Here is an 18,700-nt window from a genome sequence, read left to right as displayed (position 1 = left end):
AATCATGTTACGGTACAAAAAAATAACGGTCTATCTATGTACGATGCTCATGATCTTCAGCGGCATCAACATCGGATATGCATCCGCTGGCGATCCGCAAGCACCGCCGCCGGCTAATATCGCCAGTCTGGCTAACTCGGTTCATGCGGATGATCAGCTTGTCTCCACCCCAACGTTTCAATACGGGGATGCGCAGTGGGGGGCCAATTGGTATCCGTTCGGCGTCAATGTCGCTAATAATGCCCCGGGTAAGATCATCGACTGCGATCCGTCGAGCTACTTTATCTCCCAGAAGGGCGCCGATTTCGCAAGCGGACCACGCTACATTACGCTAGGGTGGAATCAGGCGCAGACATTCAACACGGCCGTATTCGCTGCGGAATATGCCAAGGCAAGAGGCATCAAGGAATACAATATCGAAACGACGGTTGACGGTACGACTTGGGTGCCCGTATTCGGCACCAATCAAACCTTGGCTTGGCAGTATTTCCTCGGCCCGGATAGCAAGCCTGTTGTTGAGCGGCTCAAAGTAAGCTTCGATACGCAAGAAAATATAGTTGGGGCAAGAATCGCGATCTACAGCGTATATACGGAAGAAGCCAATGGTGACTACGCGCTCAATGAATTTGAACTTTACTTTGACGAGGCACACAACACCCCTCCATACTTTGACAGCCTTCGCGGCCAATCGGTCCCGGTTGGAAGGGTATCAAGCTTTCCCGTTAAAGCATCCGCGTTTGATGGACACTCTATTTCGTATGCGCTTACAATCGGTGTGCCGGCTTGGGCGGCCATCGACTCGGGAAGCGGCGTTATGACGATTACCAATCCTGCAGCCGCAGATGCTGGGAATCATATCTTGACGGTCATAGCAACCGATAATGTTACGGGCGCTAGTGCCGAGCAGGCTGTTTCGTTAACGGTAACCGAGCTGACCAACATCGCGCGCTTAGCGAGCGCGATTGATTCACCGGGTAAGCTTACGGCGGATTACAGCCTGCCTGCCGGTTATTATAAGAAACAAGCTGGCGAGCCGTATTGGTATCCGGCCGGCACCAGCTATGTCAACAATGCCCCTGATAAAATGATTGACGGCGATAAGACGACGTTCTTCGTCTCCAAGATTAATACCGACATGGGCGGCGAGCCTTCCTCCGACAAACCGCATTATATCTCTCTCGCCTGGAATGAGCCGCAAACGCTTAACGAGTTCGTGTTCACGGCCGACTTCGGCAATCAGAAGAGCATTCTAACCTACAATATCGAGGTCACCAAAGATAACCAGACTTGGACCAAGCTGTTTAGCGCGCCGCAGCGGCTGGATTGGAAGTATTCGATCTATAATTTCAGCAATGGCCCGAATCCCGCAGACTTTACGGAAACGATCAAGGTGAAGGTGCCTGCGCAGAATGATGTACGGGGCGCACGTGTCGTTATTATTACCGCGCCCGATACCAACTGGGGGCAAGCTCCTGGCCGCAGCTACTGGTTGAATGAGCTGGAAATCTATAATAACCCGGCCTACAACATACCGGAATTTACGGCAATCGGCGACAAGACCTTCAAGAAGAACACGGCTGTCAGCTTTAAGGTGTATGCCTATGCGAATAAGACGCCGGTCATCTATTCGCTGACCGAAGCTCCCGATGGCATGACGATCGACGGACAGAGCGGAATTATCAGCTGGACGGCTCCGAATTCAGCAGGGGAGTATACCGCAGTCGTCCGGGCAACCAGCAGCACGCTGTCTACCGCATTCGCGGAGATGACGATCCCGATCCATGTTACGGATTCGGATGTAACGGATGTATGGACCGTTAGTTCCATTCAGCCGATCTATGAAGCGGATATCAAGCCGGATGGAGCGGTTACCGATCATTATCAATTCGTCATGGCGAAGCACGAATATGAGAGTGCCCAAATTGCGATTAGAAGCTCGACTGATTTCAACATTCATAAGGTCGCGTTCAGCGGTCTCGTTAGCGGAAACAACGCGATCGATAGCTCCAATTTCAAGTACGGTTTTCCGGAATACCGGATTCCGGACGTTGCGCTGCCAAGCGAATTCAATTACATTCATAACAAAGAAACGGCCAATCTGTATCCGGGTTCTTCCGTTGATCAGCTCCCGGACCCGATCTCCAATGAGCAATCGGCCGATGTAGCTACGAATACAACCCAACCGGTTTTCTTCACCCTATACGTCCCTAAGGACGCTGCGCCCGGCGCGTATACCGGTACGGTTACGTTACAAACATCGTTGGGCGACATGGTGTTCGATGTCGGCGTTGAGGTCGCTGACGTCACGATCCCCGATATTACGGAATCGGCGCTTACCGTCTACAATTGGACGGCGATCTACGGGCATACCCGTGAGAAGACCGATTTCATCAACCAGTATTACGGGGCGGAGAAATACAGCGAAGAATGGTGGTCGATCATCGGGAACTTTGCCCAGAATCTGGCCGATTACCGGTCGAATATGCATATGATGAAGCCGATGCCGTTCTTATCCGACCACGGCTATAATTTGAACAGCTTTATGGGCGATGCTCCGCCGGTAATTCCGGATGAGGCTTGGGCGGAATTCGACCGCTATATCCAAATTTTCATTGATAGCGGCGTGACCCGGTTTTCGCTGGACCATCTGGTCGATAAAGTGATTCAGGTTGTCGGAGCCGATGAAAATTGGAATACGTACGACAGGAGCTTGATCAATGAGGATGGCACTATTGATGCCGGAACCTTACCGGATACCGACAAGTTCATCACCAACTATCTGACCGCGGTTTCCGCGCATTTGAAAGCGAAGGGCTGGCTGGATGAATTCAAATGGTATGCGCATATTTTCGACGAGCCGAACGTGGCAAGGCCGGGGTCGCTTCTTTGGTGGTCCTATGCGGCCAAGCTGGTTAAGAAGACCGTACCTGAATTCACAATCGGCGATGCAGGACTTGTCTATTATTATCCTGAGCAAGTAGAAACCTATGTCCCTGAGATGAACGAATACTATCTGGCCAAGGATAAATTCGATTCCTGGTATGAGACGTATAAAGACGATGGGAAGGAAAAGTGGGCCTACAGCCTAGGGTTCGATCCTGCGCTCAACAGATTGACCAGCACACCGACGCTGGCAAGCAGACTGGTATTCTGGGATTACAGACGCAACGATCTGACCGGCTATTTGCATTGGTCGTGGAATGGCTGGTGGGACGGCGAATTTGTCGGCGATACCTATGAAGTCTACCCCGACGCTGCGCACAAGACGGTCAAGAGCTCTTTACGGTATGAAGCCCAAAGAGACGGCATTGAGGAATACGAGCTTCTTAGCAAGCTGAAGACCAGCAATCCTTCTCTCGCAAACGAGATCTTAAGCACAGCCTTAAAGTCCGGAACGAAATATACGCTCGATGTGAATTATATCAAGACGCTGCATGATTACATGGTCAAGGCGGCAGCGGGTCAAACGGTCGGAAGCATCCCGGCTCAGCCTAAGCCGTTTGTGGAGGTTGTTAGCGGCAGCGAGCTCATCAATGATACCGACAGCCGGGTTGAATATGTCGGAACGGGCTGGACGAAGGTGACGTCGCCTAATCAGATCAATAACGGCATTAATTTGACGAAAGCCGACAGGGCCTATGAGAACAACGTCAGCACGACCACGGTTGACGGCGATTATGCGGAGCTTGAATTCTACGGGTATGGGATCAACGTATACGCGGAGAAGAACAGAAGCATGGGGCTGGTCGATATTTATATCGACGGTGTGCTGACAAGCACGGTGGACGCCCATGAGGATGTGCTATACCGGTTTTATCCGATCTATACGAATTACAATCTGACAGACGGCCCCCATACGATTAAAGTGGTGAACAGGGAGAATGAGAATAATCAGAATCGGGACCGCACGAACAAACGATTCTTGGTTCTCGATGCCTTCCGGGTATACAGCAGCACGGATCCTGCCAAGCAAAACGAGCTTGCGTCCGTCAGCGTAACGGGCGGAGAGTTGAATCGGGATTTTGCATCGTACGTGATGAACTATGATATGGAGATCAAGCATGATCAGGAAGTGGTGACGCTCAAGCCTGCGGCCATCAATCCGAACGCTAAGATCACCGTTAACGGCACTAAGGTTAAAAAGGACGGCAAGGTTACGGTTTATCCGCAAATCGGGAAAAACGTCGTCAAGATGACCGTGGAATATAACGGCGCATCCAAAGAGTACGTATTTAACATCATTCGTTTATCTGCCAATATGGCATTAACGGCGGAAGCTTCGGCTGACAATGCCATCACCCCGGATTATGTCCAAACGGGAACAGGATTTAACTATGGCGTAGGTGAGCACAAGGCTGCGGAGAGATCTCCATCCAAAATTACAGACGGGAACAAAGAGACGTTCTTTATCACGAAGCTCCGCTATGATTACGACGGCTATATTGACGATGCCACTTCTCAGCGGTGGGCTTTCGTGGACGGGATTGAGCAGAGACGGTATTATACGCAAGGCGGTCAACCGATCACCTATTATATCACCTTGAATTGGGATGATCCTCAGACGTTCGATACACTAAGGCTCTTCACGCAATACAGCATGGCATGGGGCATTCATCGCTATAATATCGAGACGACGTCAGATGGTTCAACATGGGAGCCGGTGTTTGCGGAGCCGAAATACTTCTCCTACACGACCATATCATCGGGGGAGAAAGAGCAGAAAGACGTGCTTCTTCCGGTTCAGACAGATAAGCGTGGCGTTCGGCTGGCCATTACGGCCGCATCCTTCTGGGGCTCGGAAGCTTACGCGCTTAATGAATGGGAGGTTTACTTTACCTCTGAAGTTCAGCCTAAGATTGAAGTGGAGAAGGACCCTGATACGGGAGGCGGCACCGTTACCGTTGTTCAGCCTCCGACCGGCGCAGTAATTACCCCTGCTGCCGCTCCAGGCGAGCCTGTCGTTGTCACGGTAGAGAAGCCAGTCCTCGATGCTTCGACGAGCGAAGCGGCGGCAGCCGTGACGGCGGATACGGTCGCGAAGGCAATGGGGATGGCCGAAGCCGATTCGGCGACAGGTGTGAAAACAGTCGAGATTGTCGTTCCTGCCACTGCTGGCGCGACAGCTTATTTCCTTCAGCTTCCTGCCATGGCGCTTAGCTCCGGCCATGCTGATGAGGTATATCGAATCATAACGGGGCTGGGGACGGTATCCATTCCGGGGACGATGCTGCGCGAAAGTGAAGCCGCAGGAGCCCAGTATGCGGGTCTTGTAATAGCTAACGCAGATACCGCCAAGCTGAGCTCAACTCTTCAGCAGCAAATCGGAGTTCATCCTGTCATTGAGCTGAGCCTCAGGATCGATGGTTCTGCAAGAGCATGGAGCAATCCAGCCGTTCCGGTAACCGTATCGATCCCGTATACGCCTACGGCGGAGGAGCTCAAGAATCCGGAGCATATCGTAATCGGGTACATCGATGAAGCAGGTCAATTCGTCGCTGTTCCGACAGGTAAGTACGATCCGGCATCAGGTAAAGTAAGCTTTACGACGACTCAGCTTGGACAATATGCCATCGCTTTTGTGAAGAAGACCTTCGCGGATACGGCCAACTATGCGTGGGCGAAGAAGGCCATCGAGGTTCTCGCTTCCAAAGGCGTCATCAATGGCATATCCGACCGTCAATTCGCACCATCACAAGCCGTCAGGCGGGCAGACTTTGTCCTGCTCCTTGTCAAGGCGCTAGGGCTAACGGCAGCTTCCGAGCAGCAGTTCTCCGATGTGAAATCGACCGCCTATTACGCGGAAGCGCTTGGTATAGCCAAGACACTTGGAATCGCAACCGGTGTCGGCGGCAATCAGTTTAATCCGGATACGCCGATTTCCAGGCAGGAAATGATGGTGCTCATCACCAGAGCGATGACGATCGCAGGCAAGAAGCTTCCTGCAGGAGCCGCGTCCGACTTGGCTGGATTCGCGGATCAAGGAAGTATAGCTCCATTCGCAGCAGACAGTATCGCAGCGCTTGTGAAGAGCGGAATCGTAACAGGCAGTGAAGGGAAGATCAATCCGGTTGGGCATGCTTCACGAGCCGAGACAGCCGTATTGATTTACAGAATCTATAACATGCAGCACTAGTAGCGGTGAGCGAGGAGCGCAAACTGGGCTGTGTGCAGGAGGAGAGAGGCGGCGTTTACTTACGCGCCTCTCTTTTTATATTGTTTGAGTAACAAATCATCGCACATCTACCGTTCTGCCGCCTGAGCTTGCTATCGGCCCAGCATTCTGAAGCTGTAAGGCCTAAAAAGGGCGTAACAGCTTACGCCCCGGCCCAGATGTAATCTGTAACGCCCTTTTCTACCGTTACAGCATTCGAATCAGCATCTAGCCCCAGCATTTTGCAGCTGTAAGGCCTAAAAAGGGCGTAACAGCCCACGCCCCGACCCAAATGTGAATCTGTAACGCCCTTTTCTACCGTTCCGGCGTGGAGCACTCAATTTGACTTTCTCGGGGAGGGAATAAGGGATGCGGTTAGTAGCGTTCCGGCCTAATTCAATGAAAAAAGCGTATAGCGGATATTGCCGGACTGGAAGTTGAACGGCGCTTATCCATCAGCCACGGCTATCGGGACAATAAAACAAGATAAACGGTATGCGTCAAATGCTTCCCGCCTTAGCAGTCCAATGAATTCCCTTTTATGGCAGCCCAATCAATGGGGGAATACTCAATAAGTTTACGAATTTTGAACTATATCATGAAATTTCCATCTGGTATTCTATGTTATAGAAATGCAGGTGTTGTGATAGATAAGAGTTTAATGGTAGGGTTGAGTATGGGAATCTTCACAAATCTTGCTAAAATATTGTAGTGCGACCACGGGACAGATGCCACGGGCGACAAGGGCGTTACAGGCGCTATAGGTGCTCTTGCTCGACCGCAAACACGCACTAATAATTGCAATTCCCCAGTATAGGCTGAATCAAGATAACGGAATCGTTGCAGGCATGGAACGGTCCACATTCATTCAGAATGCCATAAACCGTAAAAGTGAGGTGCTGCGCGTGCATGCCGACGATAGAGTAATCGAAGTAGACGGGCTTTTCAAAAAATACGGGAACTTTACCGCTGTTAACGGAGTCAGCTTTGGCGTGAGCCGGGGGGAAGTATTCGGGCTGCTTGGCCCCAATGGCGCGGGCAAAACAACGACAATGGAGATGATCGAAGGGCTGCGGAAGCCGGACGGCGGCAGCGCCAAGGTGGCGGGGCACGATACGCGGACCTCGCTTCGCAAAGTGAAGGAAGTGATCGGCGTGCAGCTGCAGTCGACATCGCTGTTCGAGTTGTTGACCGTGGAGGAAATATTGCGGATGTACGCAAGCTTTTATCCGCGTTCGGTGCCGATCGAGCCGCTGTTGGACGACATGATTTTGCAAGATAAGCGGAAGGGGCAAGTCAAGCACCTCTCCGGCGGGCAGAAGCAGCGGCTGGCGATTGCCATCGCGCTTATTAACGATCCGATCGTGCTGTTTCTCGACGAACCGACGACCGGACTCGATCCGCAGGCGCGGCGGACGCTGTGGGATATCGTGCTCCGCTTGAAGGAACGGGGCAAAACGATCGTACTGTCGACCCACTATATGGACGAGGCGCATATTTTGTGCGACCGGATTTGTCTGATGGACCAAGGGAGCATCATCGCCCTCGACACGCCGGATGAGTTAATCCGTTCGCTGCAGTCGGAGAATGCGATTGAGTTCAGGCTGCCTGATCAAGTGGACGGATACCAAACCGCCTCATCAGCCATTCAATCTGATTCTCACATTCCACCCGCAGCCGGAGCGGATGGCTCGGAAGCTCCCGGCATGTTGATGGGTCTGCTGCAGCATATTCCCGGCGTCCAGCAGGTCGAGCTGCGCAAAGATACCTATGTTCTCTACACGAGCGATCTGCAGGCAACGCTCACGAATTTCGTGCAGCTCATGTCTGAGCGCAATATAACGTTTACTGACCTTAGGACACGAACGGCGACACTGGAAGATGTGTTCATCCATATGACCGGAAGGGGGCTCAGAGAAGAATGAAGGCTTACTTGCAATTGACCGTATCGCAGCTGAAGCTGTTTGCGCGCAACAGGCAGATGCTGGTATTCACGCTCTTTTTCCCGGTGTTCTTCATGCTGATGTTCGGATTTCTTTTCAATAATGACGGTCCGATGTCGCTGGATGCTTCGATCATCGACCAGGATCGCACCGAAGCGTCGCAAGAGCTGGCGTCAAGGTTTGGTCAGACAGGCGTATTGAACATCAAGACGTCTGATACCGAAGCGGCTGCGCTGGATGCGCTCAAGCACAACGATCTTGGCCTGGTCGTCGTCATTCCGGAAGGGTATGGCGACTCGCTCAGCAAGTTCGCGCAAGTGTCCGAACCGTCTTCTGGCGGCACGAATGGCGGATCGGCGGCTGTGAACGCCGGCACGCCTGCACAGATCCGGATGATTTACGACAGCTCCAACTTGACCACGGCCGGTATGGCCAAGGCTGCGGTGAATGCCGTCACCGACGGCGTGTCCAAGGAGCTCGTGCATTTTACCCCGGCTGTGACGGTAGCGGAAGAGAGCGTTCAGTCGCAGCAGCTGTCTTACATTGATTTTCTCGTTCCCGGAATTGTCGCCATGATGATTATGTCGAACAATTTGAACGGCGTAGCCGGGCAGATCGCGTCCTGGCGGGAGCGGGGGGTTCTGCGCAGAATGCAGAGCACAATGCTTAGACCGTCTTCGTTCATTGCGGCGCAAATAACGGCGAGGCTTGCTCTGAACGGGGTTCAGGCAGTCATTGTTCTGCTGATCGGCCAATTCATATTCGGCACGCAGGTGAGAGGCTCGTGGGGAACGCTTCTGTTCTTCGTCATCATCGGCACGCTGGCGTTCATGTCGATCGGCTTTATTGTTGCCAGCCTGGCGAGGACGCCGGAAAGCGCTAACCCGATCGCCGCCTTTCTTTCGTTCCCGATGATGTTCCTTGGCGGCGTCTTCTTCCCGATCAAGAACATGCCGGAATTCGTCCAGAAGATCGTGAATCTGCTGCCGATTGCCCATCTGTCAACGGCCATGCGCGAGGTGATGAATACGGGGGCGGGCTTCGCGTCCTTATGGACACAGACGCTTGTTCTCGGCGGCTGGATGATCGTTGCTTTCGCGATCGCCTCCTACACGTTTAAATGGGAATAACAAGGTTTATCGCTATGCTGCCAAGGCTGGCGGTTCAGCAACCAAGGGTAGAGCCACTCGCGGGCTCTATCCATGTTTCATTTTTCCACGAAAAGCAAGTGAATTTCTTTCTTTCCCGATTCGTGAGGCCCGATGATCTTCTTGCAGCCCGCTAGAACATATTGCATCCCAATCGCTTTATCTTCACGCACAACGTCCCTCGAAAGGATCTTTTCACAAGTGGTATTCGACTTCCCTCTTGATGTCCCCCCAAACTCATCTCTGGATGTATCATAACTGTATTTAATCTTCTTACCATCATAATGAAGATCACTTATTATGGGGTCGCCTTCGTCCGTATAACTCGTAATTCGCAAATGACTCTCCTGACCGTTATCTACATTAGTAATGAACGGGATTATTTTGTCTGTGTTTAACGGCCCGCCTGGACCAACTACAATATCGCCATTTCTCTTGGCTTCTTGACTTGAATACGTTGATGGTGTCGTACAGCCGGTTAACAGCAAGGCCAGTGTTAACAGGATTAGCATTTGTCTCATGGTAAGCACCTACAAACTTTAGACGTCCAGACATTTCCATTTGTTTCTGGCCTTAAGAAGCCCACATAAAGATGTTTTTTATCTCAATTATGCTTTATAATGAGAACGATTATCACTCCAATGAAGAAAGGCTGAGTGCAATGAAGAACGGTCCATCTCTATCGGATCATCTCGCTTCATATCTATATAAATTGGATGATATCCAGCATATCCATTCGACTGCCCCGGATTTTCAACATGAGACTACGCTATATGGCATGCTGCTGTTCAAGCAAGCTGACGGGGACATTCAGATTGGCGGGACGAGCTATCCTCTGCACCGGCAAAAGGTGTTCATCTTGGCGCCGGATACCGCCTTCAAGCTAAGGCTTCGTCGAGCGGACTCGGCCGACTATTATTACATACGTTTTCATGCACTGCAGGCCGCGGAGCAGAATATCTTCGTCCCTGCCACGCTGAATTGCCCGGACGAGCTGTCCGTCTCGCATTTTTCCCTTCTGATTGAGCGGCTGGATGAGATGGAGAGGAAGCAGCACAGCGGCAATGGCTGGGATGCCATGAAGGCCAATATTCTCTTCCAAGAACTGCTGGGAGCGTTATTCAAGGACGCCAACCATGGTCATAAGCAGGATGTGAATCAAGCGCTCACCCTTACCATGGAATATATGGAGCAGAACTACCGGTTGAATATATCTCGGAAGCAGCTGGCCGAGATGGTCGGCATTAGCGAGGATTATTATTCGCGGGCATTTAAGAAGCAGGCCGGGAAGAGTCCGATGGAATATTTGGCTGAAATCCGGGTCAATCAGGCGAAGCAGTCGCTGCTGCTCTCAGGTGATTCGTTCCGTTCGATCGCCCAAAGCGTCGGATTTAGTGACGAGTTTTATTTTAGCCGCAAGTTTAAAGCGACGACCGGCCGCTCGCCGACTTCTTATGTGAATACAATCAAATATTCGGAGAAGATCGCTTCGCTCAAGCATCTGCTCACGGGCCATCTCATTGCGCTCGGCGTTGAGCCGTATGCGGCAATCATTAATAACGCATACCCGATTACAACCCGGCTCCGCAACACGGTTGACGTAGGCGACTCCAAGCCCGACCTGGAGAAGCTGATGACAGCCAAACCGGATTTGATCATCACGCGCGATTTTCGCGATTTCGGGAAGACGCAGAAGGAGAGGATGTATAATCAAATCGCTCCGACCGTCACGCTTCCCTTCGACCAGAATTGGCGGATTCATTTGCAGACCGTCGGCAAGATCATCGGCAGAGACAAGGAAGCCAGCGACTGGCTGGAGCGGTACGAGTATAAGGTTGAAGCGATCCGCAGGCAGGTGATGCCTATAATCAGAGACGAGACGATCCTTATCGTCGGAATCGGCGAAGGGCAGATGTGCGTGTACGGTCAGCGCAACCTGGGCTCGGTTCTATACGGGGATTTGAAGCTGGCGGTTCCGCATGGCGTAACCGAGATCAAGCATTTCAAAGAGGTCACGCTGGCGGATCTGCCTTTGTTCGATGCCGATCGGATTCTATTAACCAGCTATAAGCATGATGGCTCCGCACATAAGGATCAGGCGATACAAAGCGAAGTAAGAAGGCTGTATGCGAATAAGCAGTGGCGTGCACTGAAGGCTGTCAGGAATCAGGCAGTCTATAATATGTATGATAGCCAGCATCATTACACGTGTTATACCTCGTTGTCACATGATCTGTTTCTCGATAAAGCCCGTCAGCTGTTCATGTCGGATTCGTCCAAACAGCGGACGTAAATGTCCATGTTCATTGTGGACGGCTTTCGTATAATTAAGAATGAGAATCAGTCTCGTTTATAAGGGCGGACAGACAAAGGGAGAGGGAAAGAAATGTATAAATCCAGAAAGGTATTCGCTGCGCTAGCTATGATGCTGGTGTTTATGCTCATTATTGCCGGCTGCGGAACGAACAAGAACGAGGGGACAGAAGGGCAGAATAAGCCTGAAGAGAAGGTTAACGGTACGAATAATAAAGAAGCTGCGGCGGGGGGCAACGAGCAGAGCGCAGATGTTCGGGTCATTGAGCATGCGATGGGCAAAACAGAGATCAAAGGCACTCCGCTTCGGGTCGTTACCCTGTATCAAGGCGCTACCGATGTGGCGGTTGCGCTGGGCGTAACACCGGTCGGCGTTGTCGATTCCTGGGTTGAAGAGCCGATGTATCTCTATCTGAGGGATCAGCTGAAGGACGTTCCGCATGTCGGCTTGGAGACGCAGCCGAATCTGGAGGAGATTTCGAAGCTGAAGCCGGATCTTATCATCGCATCGAAATTGCGTCATGAGAAAATCTACGATCAGCTCTCTCAAATCGCTCCAACCGTAACCCATGAGACGGTCTTCAAGTTCAAGGAGACGCTTGATTTGATGGGGAAGGCGATGAATAAAGAGGAGGAAGCGGCCAAGCTGCTCGCCGATTGGACGGACCGGGTGGCCGATTTCAAGCAGAAGATTGAAACGAAGCAAGGCGCCGAATGGCCGATCGAGATCTCCGTGCTGAACTTTAGAGCCGACCATTCCCGCATCTATGTGACGGGATACGCCGGCGATATTCTAAGTGAGCTTGGCTTTACCCGTCCTGCATTCCAGCAGGAAGAAGAGAAGAAGGGGACAGTCGTGCTTAAATTGACGAGTATGGAAAGCATCCCGAGCATGGACGCGGACGTGTTCTTCGTCTTTACATTCGATGCCGGCGAAGAAGACGGCGCGGTTCAGAAAACGTATGAGGAATGGACGGGTCATCCGCTCTGGAAGGAACTGAAGGCCGTGAAGAACGATAAGGTGTATATGGTGAATGAGGTTACCTGGAATAACGGCGGCGGCATTATTGCAGCCAACAAGATGCTGGATGAACTCTATGATCACTTTGGATTAGCAAAATAATGACAAGCGCGAGGATCAACATTTTTTCTCGTACCTCTACGAGAATTGCAGGGCTTGTTCTCGCATTAGGCTTGTTCGCCGGTTGTTTCATTGCAAGCATCGCGCTCGGGCAGATTGCGATCCCATTTTCGACGACGATCAATGCTTTCGTTCATTATGACCCGTCTTCAACGGAGCACATTCTGATTACGACAACCCGAATTTCCCGTGCCGTCATTGCTGCAGTGATTGGAGCGGGGCTGGCGATAGCGGGAGCATTCATGCAGGCCTTAACGAAGAACCCGCTCGCTTCCCCAAGCATATTCGGCATTAATGCGGGTGCAGTATTTTGCATCGTATTTGCGGCGACTTTCTTCTCGGTCTCTTCTCTCACGCATTATATGTGGATCGCATTCGCGGGAGCCGGAATTGCCGCTTGCTCGGTTTATTTCCTGGGCTCCCTGGGCCGGGACGGCTTGTCTCCGATAAAAATTGTATTGGCGGGCGCAGCTATATCGGCACTATTCGTTTCCTTCACACAAGGCATGCTGGTCATCAGCGAGCAGAACCTGGAGGGCGTCTTATTCTGGCTGGCCGGGTCGGTCTCGGGTAGAACGATGGATATGCTGCTGCCGATATTGCCTTACATGGCGGGTGCGGGAATCTTGGCCTTCCTGCTCGGACGCTCCGTGAATATCTTGACGACGGGCGATGATATTGCCAAGGGCTTGGGACAACGAACGATCATGGTCAAATCATTGATGGCCGTCGTCGTTATCGTCTTGGCCGGCGGATCGGTTGCGGTCGGCGGCTCGATCGGGTTTATCGGCCTGGTCGTTCCGCATATCGTGCGTTCGCTGGTCGGGATTGATTACCGGTGGATCGTTCCTTATTGCGCGCTGCTTGGCGCAAGCCTGCTGCTGCTGGCCGATATCGCGGCCAGGTTCGTCATTATGCCTCAAGAAATGCCGATCGGGGTCATGACCGCCTTGGTCGGAACGCCATTCTTCATCTATATCGCACGCAGGGGGATGGCGAGGGAATGAGCAATTATGCTGGCATACGCAATAAATCGGGCAAGCTTTCCTTCCTGGTCGAGAAGAAAACCGTCGCGGTTACGCTGGCCCTGTTAGCAATTGTGATTCTGCTGTTCATTGCAGGTTTATCGATCGGAAGCACCATGATTAACCCGATCGAAGTGGTGAAGCACCTGCTTGGCATGGGCAGCGGCGAGTATACCTTTATTCTGGAGACGCTCCGGCTGCCGCGCATGCTCCTATCGCTGCTAGTAGGTGCTGCACTAGGCATATCGGGTTTAATTCTGCAGGGAATCATCCGCAATCCGCTTGCTTCCCCTGATATTATCGGAATAACCGGCGGCGCATCGGCAGCGGCGGTTATATTTATCATCTATTTTGCCGGCGCGGTGAGCATCCGCTTGCTTCCGGTTGCTGCCATTATCGGGGCGGGAACCGTTTCACTTCTTATTTATTTGTTGGCTTGGAAGAAAGGCGTCTCGCCGATCCGCCTCGTTCTCATCGGGATTGGCGTGGCTGCGGCGACGGGAGCTACGACGACGATGCTGATCGTGCTTAGCTCCACCGCCTCTGCGAGCCAGGCGTATATCTGGATGACGGGAAGCGTGTACGGAGCCAACTGGGAAAATGTTTATTCCATGCTGCCTTGGGTGCTGGTTTTTGTCCCGCTTACGTATATATTCGCCAGGTCGGTTAATGTGCTGGAGCTGGGCGATCAGGTGGCGGCAGGCCTTGGGACGAAGGTTCAACTGCAGCGGTTCTGCCTGCTTCTCATTAGCGTAGCGTTGGCGGGATCTGCCGTCGCATTCGCGGGCGGGATCGGATTCGTAGGATTAATCGCCCCTCATATCTCGAGGAAGCTCGTCGGGCGTTCGTTCGGAGGATTGATTCTGGTTGCCGGAATAATAGGGGGATTAATGGTCTGTTCGGCGGATATGTTAGCCCGTACTGCCTTTCTTCCGCTTGATATTCCTGCGGGCGTATTCTCCGCGGCTATCGGCGCTCCATTCTTCATTTATCTGTTGTATGCGAACCGGAACAAATAAGATTGGGACAAAGGGAGAATCGGAACATGAGCCATGAGGGACCGCTCTTGCTGAAGCGGGAGGAATGGGAATATTTCAAGAATCAGCTGCGCATGACAACCGGGGAATCTCTTGAACGGCGTTATTCGATCTCTTCGCAAGACTTGCTCGATGAACAGCGATGCGCCGCGTTTCTAGATGGCTTGGCGCCAGTGCTTGACTCCGACTCGAGAAAGGTGACCGCTTCGCTATTCGCCAAGCGGTATGCCTTCTTGCTCATTTGTCCCAGCTTCTATGCCATGACGATGTACGGGAAGAGCTTTGACGTATCCATCGGGAATTGTCATGTCGAATCGAATTTCGTGGGCGAAAGCTGGAGGCCGAATCTGCGGCTGGACGATTGGAGCATGACGCAGCCCGCGGACGCCGGGCGCCAAGAATGGCGCGATCAAATTATGAAAGGCATCTTCGTGGATCATCTCGCTCCGATCTGGGCGTCTATATCGAAGGTTGCCCGTCTCCCGTTATCTATATTATGGGAGAATACCGCCATCTTCGTCTACGCGCTATACGAGAAGCGAATTGCCGATGAGAGCAGCGAAGAGCAGAAGCTACGCCGGCAGGAGGATTTCGACTATCTTGTCCGCGATGCGCCGGCAGATTTATTCGGCTGGAAGAACAATCCGCTTGCGGCATACGATAGTCCCAAATGCAGCGTAGAGGGATACGACAAGCCGCTGCGCATTCGCAAAACGTGCTGCCTGTATTATAAAGCTTCGGACGATGGAAGCTATTGCGGGACTTGTCCGCTGGTGGCTGCAAGCAAATAGGGCCAATCATACAAAGGGAGCTATCCTGCGAAGTGAATGTATCCGCTTCGAGGATAGCTCCCTCTTGTATAATCCGCTGAACCGCGCTGTTATTGCGCTGTGTCCAGTGTATAGATCCCCATCTGCTTGCCTTCCAGCGCATACCATGTCAGTGTGTCGCCTTGAACAAGAGGAGCCATATTCCCAGGCGACGGGACACCCTTAAGTGCAACAGGAGCTTTCAGGAAGCTGCCATCTCCACTAACAATCGCATAGAACAGCGTACCTTCTTCCACACCCTCGGTCTCAACCTTCCACAGCAGTGCATACTTATCCTTGCTGATCTTGCTAATGTGGCTTTCTCTTACCATACTCTTGGAGCTTGGCGCATAGTCTGTGATCCAAGCGGTCTTTACGGCTTTGCTATCGGTTGCCGTTTTTGGAACGGCACTGATGAACAGGTTCTTGGCGCTGCTTGTTCCATAAGACTGGGTCAGCGAAACACTAGAGCCGACGACCAAATAGTTCGATTCCGTTACTTCAAGTCCCGTCAAATGAGCTCCGGTGTAGTTATCGCCGATTCGTCCCGGGAAGGTGAGGATATCAATCTCGCTTGTGATTTCACCGGCATCCTCCGTCTGGAGCACGATAGATCTCGGATATGCGTCTCCATGATCGGCATAGACGATTCGACTCCCGTCGAACCCTACATACCCTGCAAAAGAATGACTCACATGATTCGCCGGCCACTGCCCGCCCTTGGCAAGAATGCTCATATCTGAGGTTTGAATCAAGAATGAAATGTTCGATTGATGGTGCAGCCCGTCATCCGACAGGTACCGTTCCCTTGCCGTATGAACGATAAGTTTCCCGTCCTGGCTATCCATATTGAGGTTACTCGCATCGAAGGGTACCGTCACATGAACATCCTTTATATCGGCTTGGCCGATCTTCTTCCACGCTTGATCGTATTTCACGATCGCGAACACGCTCTTCGTATTCGACTCTTCCATATTCGTCTGTCCATACACAACGTAATAATAGCCATCCAGAGAGGCATGGAATCCGCCAAAGAGCGGCAGCTCCATCGGAATATTCGTCTTGCCCAGATGACGATAGGTTGTCTTGTCATAGTCGCTTACGGCAAGCTTGCCTTCATTGAAGTGCAGGATATGAATACGGTCATTATCCGCATACATGTACCGCTCCGCGGGGCTGGACCAATTGCCGTACCAATAATCGGATGTGTCCTTGTTGTCGACTGCGGTGGTGTAGAGCACGGACAAGGCTTGGCTCGAATAGATTTCGATCGACCGCGTGGAAGAGTTCCAGGCAATGGTATTGTTGAAGCTTTCCGATACGAACCGAAGCGGAACGAGCGCTCTGCCCTGAATAATGCGTGCAGGAACGTCCATGGTGATGTTGGCATTGTTGATTTGTGCGATGGGATTATCCAGCTGCACGGTGACGGTGGTGTCATTCAATTTTCCGGTAATCGTTCCCGTCGCATCGTTCCAGGTGACTTTGGCATTCAAGGCTTCGAATACCGCTCGCATCGGTACTAAAGTCCGTCCGTTGTCGGAGATCGGAGGTACATCGAATTTCAGCTGCTTCCCATCCAAATACACCTTAATCTCATTATTGGCCGGAACAGATGCAGATACCGTCATAGGAACAGACAGCATAGCCAGTATCAAGGTGAGCATCAAGCAAGCGGTTGACAGACGTTGTTTCATAACATAACTCCGTTCTATTCTGAGATTAGATTCCTATAAAAATCTGTGTGCTGCCTTCTTTTCTAGAAGAAAGCCAATACATATATCGACAATCGGGAAGGGAAAGTTTACTTCATTCCACAGGAGTTCCAGCAGCTGCTTAAAGGACTCCAAACCGCTATCTCGTTGGTGAAGTCTCATCAATATGAAGAACGAAGTTTGGTTTCAATAGGTATTCTAGCGGATAGATATCATCTCTTGCCGAAATCAACGCCTTGAATATAGCGATGGGCCGTTTATCATCCATATTGCTGTAAGTAATGCCAAGTTCCTCAGGTGCTGCAAGCTCGACTATAATGAAAGCATCCTCGTCATTCGTTAGCTTATATAGGAGATGACCGGGTTTGAAGACGTTCTCCATATGATCGAATGTGACAACATGATATTGCCAGTCTCTCCAGTGGGTTTGGATCACCTTGAAGGCTTGCTGATTCACAAGCTCGATAAACCTTTGATGCTTGAGCGTTAATTCGATTCCTATAATGTAGCCTTGTGGATCCATATCGTTCCCGTATTCGGTGTCATAGGCTGTCCCGCAATCCTGTTTGAATGTATTTGGGGGGATCTTCATCCGATCCAAATCGGCAGCAAGATTATTATCGGTAACGTAAGGGATGCAAACTTGATTCGGATCTATATACTTTGCAAGCTCATGATCAGAACCGGCCGTAGCTGTGGCGTATTTCGTTGGCTTCAAATAGATGTAGCCCATAGAGGCGTTAGCGTCGCAGTAACAAGTGATTTTCATTGTTGGCTGCTCCTTCCATATAACGTGATACGGATTAGACGTGAGTAATGTCAAAGGTTTCTCATTTGTGAATGGCATTGTGGAAGTAATCCTTCCTTCTATGAGAAAGGGAGAAAAGCCAGCAAATTCGGGCATTCCGGTACTTTTTCACCCGACGTCCTATAGACGTGTTTATGTGTTTTCTAAAATAAATTAAAAAGAATTTCAAAAAAGGCTTGCCAGAACCTCGATTAGCATGGTATATTCTTATTCCGGGCCGAAAACGGTACGGAGCATGAACGAAACAGTAACAAACTTGTTCCTTGAAAACTGAACAATGAGCGACCTGTCAAGCAAAGATTTAACAAGTAATGAGCTAACAAGCTTATCAATATAGTCGGTCTTCGGATCGCACTTTTATGGAGAGTTTGATCCTGGCTCAGGACGAACGCTGGCGGCGTGCCTAATACATGCAAGTCGAGCGAATTTCATTGAAAGCTTGCTTTCAATGGAGTTAGCGGCGGACGGGTGAGTAACACGTAGGTAACCTGCCTACAAGACTGGGATAACATTCGGAAACGAATGCTAATACCGGATACGCAATTCTCTCGCATGAGGGAATTGGGAAAGGCGGAGCAATCTGCCACTTGTAGATGGACCTGCGGCGCAT

At 51.3% G+C, this 18,700-nt stretch carries 11 protein-coding genes and 1 rRNA gene; 9 read left to right on the top strand and 3 right to left on the bottom strand.

From position 1 onward, the window contains the following. The first annotated feature begins 4 nt into the window (after positions 1-4). From NNL21_RS22480 to NNL21_RS22470, 3 genes are all read left to right on the top strand, one after another. Positions 5-6,133 carry a glycoside hydrolase domain-containing protein gene (locus NNL21_RS22480; RefSeq protein ID WP_204821730.1) on the top strand — a complete coding sequence of 2,043 codons (6,129 nt, stop codon included), beginning with the start codon at positions 5-7 and terminating at the stop codon, positions 6,131-6,133. 866 nt (positions 6,134-6,999) lie between these two features. Continuing rightward, positions 7,000-8,076, top strand: coding sequence for an ABC transporter ATP-binding protein (locus NNL21_RS22475; protein ID WP_204821731.1), 1,077 nt, complete (start codon positions 7,000-7,002; stop codon positions 8,074-8,076). Beyond that, positions 8,073-9,224: an ABC transporter permease gene (locus tag NNL21_RS22470; protein WP_204821732.1), complete on the top strand. Its 1,152-nt coding sequence runs from the start codon at positions 8,073-8,075 to the stop codon at positions 9,222-9,224. Before NNL21_RS22475 ends, NNL21_RS22470 begins: the two co-directional genes overlap by 4 nt. A 77-nt stretch (positions 9,225-9,301) precedes the next feature. Here the strand turns inward: NNL21_RS22470 and NNL21_RS22465 are convergent, their stop codons facing one another. Next, positions 9,302-9,763 (bottom strand): DUF4362 domain-containing protein, encoded by a 462-nt coding sequence (locus tag NNL21_RS22465; RefSeq protein WP_204821733.1) that lies wholly within the window; start codon positions 9,761-9,763, stop codon positions 9,302-9,304. Between the two features lie 71 nt (positions 9,764-9,834). Between NNL21_RS22465 and NNL21_RS22460 the strand changes: the two genes are divergently transcribed. The 5 genes from NNL21_RS22460 to NNL21_RS22440 all read left to right on the top strand — a co-directional run bounded on the left by NNL21_RS22460 (position 9,835) and on the right by NNL21_RS22440 (position 15,549). Then, positions 9,835-11,535, top strand: a complete 1,701-nt coding sequence (locus NNL21_RS22460) for a helix-turn-helix domain-containing protein (RefSeq protein WP_256555402.1) — start codon at positions 9,835-9,837, stop codon at positions 11,533-11,535. A gap of 93 nt (positions 11,536-11,628) precedes the next feature. Further along, entirely contained in the window at positions 11,629-12,678 is a 1,050-nt protein-coding gene (locus NNL21_RS22455) for an ABC transporter substrate-binding protein (protein ID WP_204821734.1), read from the top strand. After that, positions 12,678-13,703 carry a FecCD family ABC transporter permease gene (locus tag NNL21_RS22450; RefSeq protein ID WP_204821735.1) on the top strand — a complete coding sequence of 342 codons (1,026 nt, stop codon included), beginning with the start codon at positions 12,678-12,680 and terminating at the stop codon, positions 13,701-13,703. Before NNL21_RS22455 ends, NNL21_RS22450 begins: the two co-directional genes overlap by 1 nt. Then, positions 13,700-14,740, top strand: a complete 1,041-nt coding sequence (locus NNL21_RS22445; RefSeq protein WP_204821736.1) for a FecCD family ABC transporter permease — start codon at positions 13,700-13,702, stop codon at positions 14,738-14,740. The genes NNL21_RS22450 and NNL21_RS22445 overlap by 4 nt, the downstream gene beginning before the upstream one ends. A 26-nt stretch (positions 14,741-14,766) precedes the next feature. Then, positions 14,767-15,549 (top strand): IucA/IucC family C-terminal-domain containing protein, encoded by a 783-nt coding sequence (locus tag NNL21_RS22440; RefSeq protein ID WP_204821747.1) that lies wholly within the window; start codon positions 14,767-14,769, stop codon positions 15,547-15,549. An 89-nt stretch (positions 15,550-15,638) separates the two neighbouring features. Here NNL21_RS22440 and NNL21_RS22435 read toward each other — a convergent pair whose 3' ends face one another. Further along, complete coding sequence (locus tag NNL21_RS22435; protein WP_204821737.1) at positions 15,639-17,264, bottom strand: copper amine oxidase N-terminal domain-containing protein; 1,626 nt, start codon at positions 17,262-17,264, stop codon at positions 15,639-15,641. Positions 17,265-17,421: 157 nt separating this feature from the next. Further along, positions 17,422-18,051 carry a hypothetical protein gene (locus NNL21_RS22430; RefSeq protein ID WP_204821738.1) on the bottom strand — a complete coding sequence of 210 codons (630 nt, stop codon included), beginning with the start codon at positions 18,049-18,051 and terminating at the stop codon, positions 17,422-17,424. A 395-nt stretch (positions 18,052-18,446) separates the two neighbouring features. On the opposite strand from NNL21_RS22430, the gene NNL21_RS22425 reads away from it, so the two are divergent. Continuing rightward, positions 18,447-18,700, top strand: a 16S ribosomal RNA gene (locus NNL21_RS22425); the annotation flags it as partial.

The organism is Paenibacillus mendelii (assembly GCF_024498075.1).
Lineage (GTDB): Bacteria > Bacillota > Bacilli > Paenibacillales > Paenibacillaceae > Paenibacillus_Z > Paenibacillus_Z mendelii.
The sequence above is the reverse complement of the archived record's forward strand: the minus strand, read 5'-3'. Positions and strand labels throughout refer to the sequence as shown.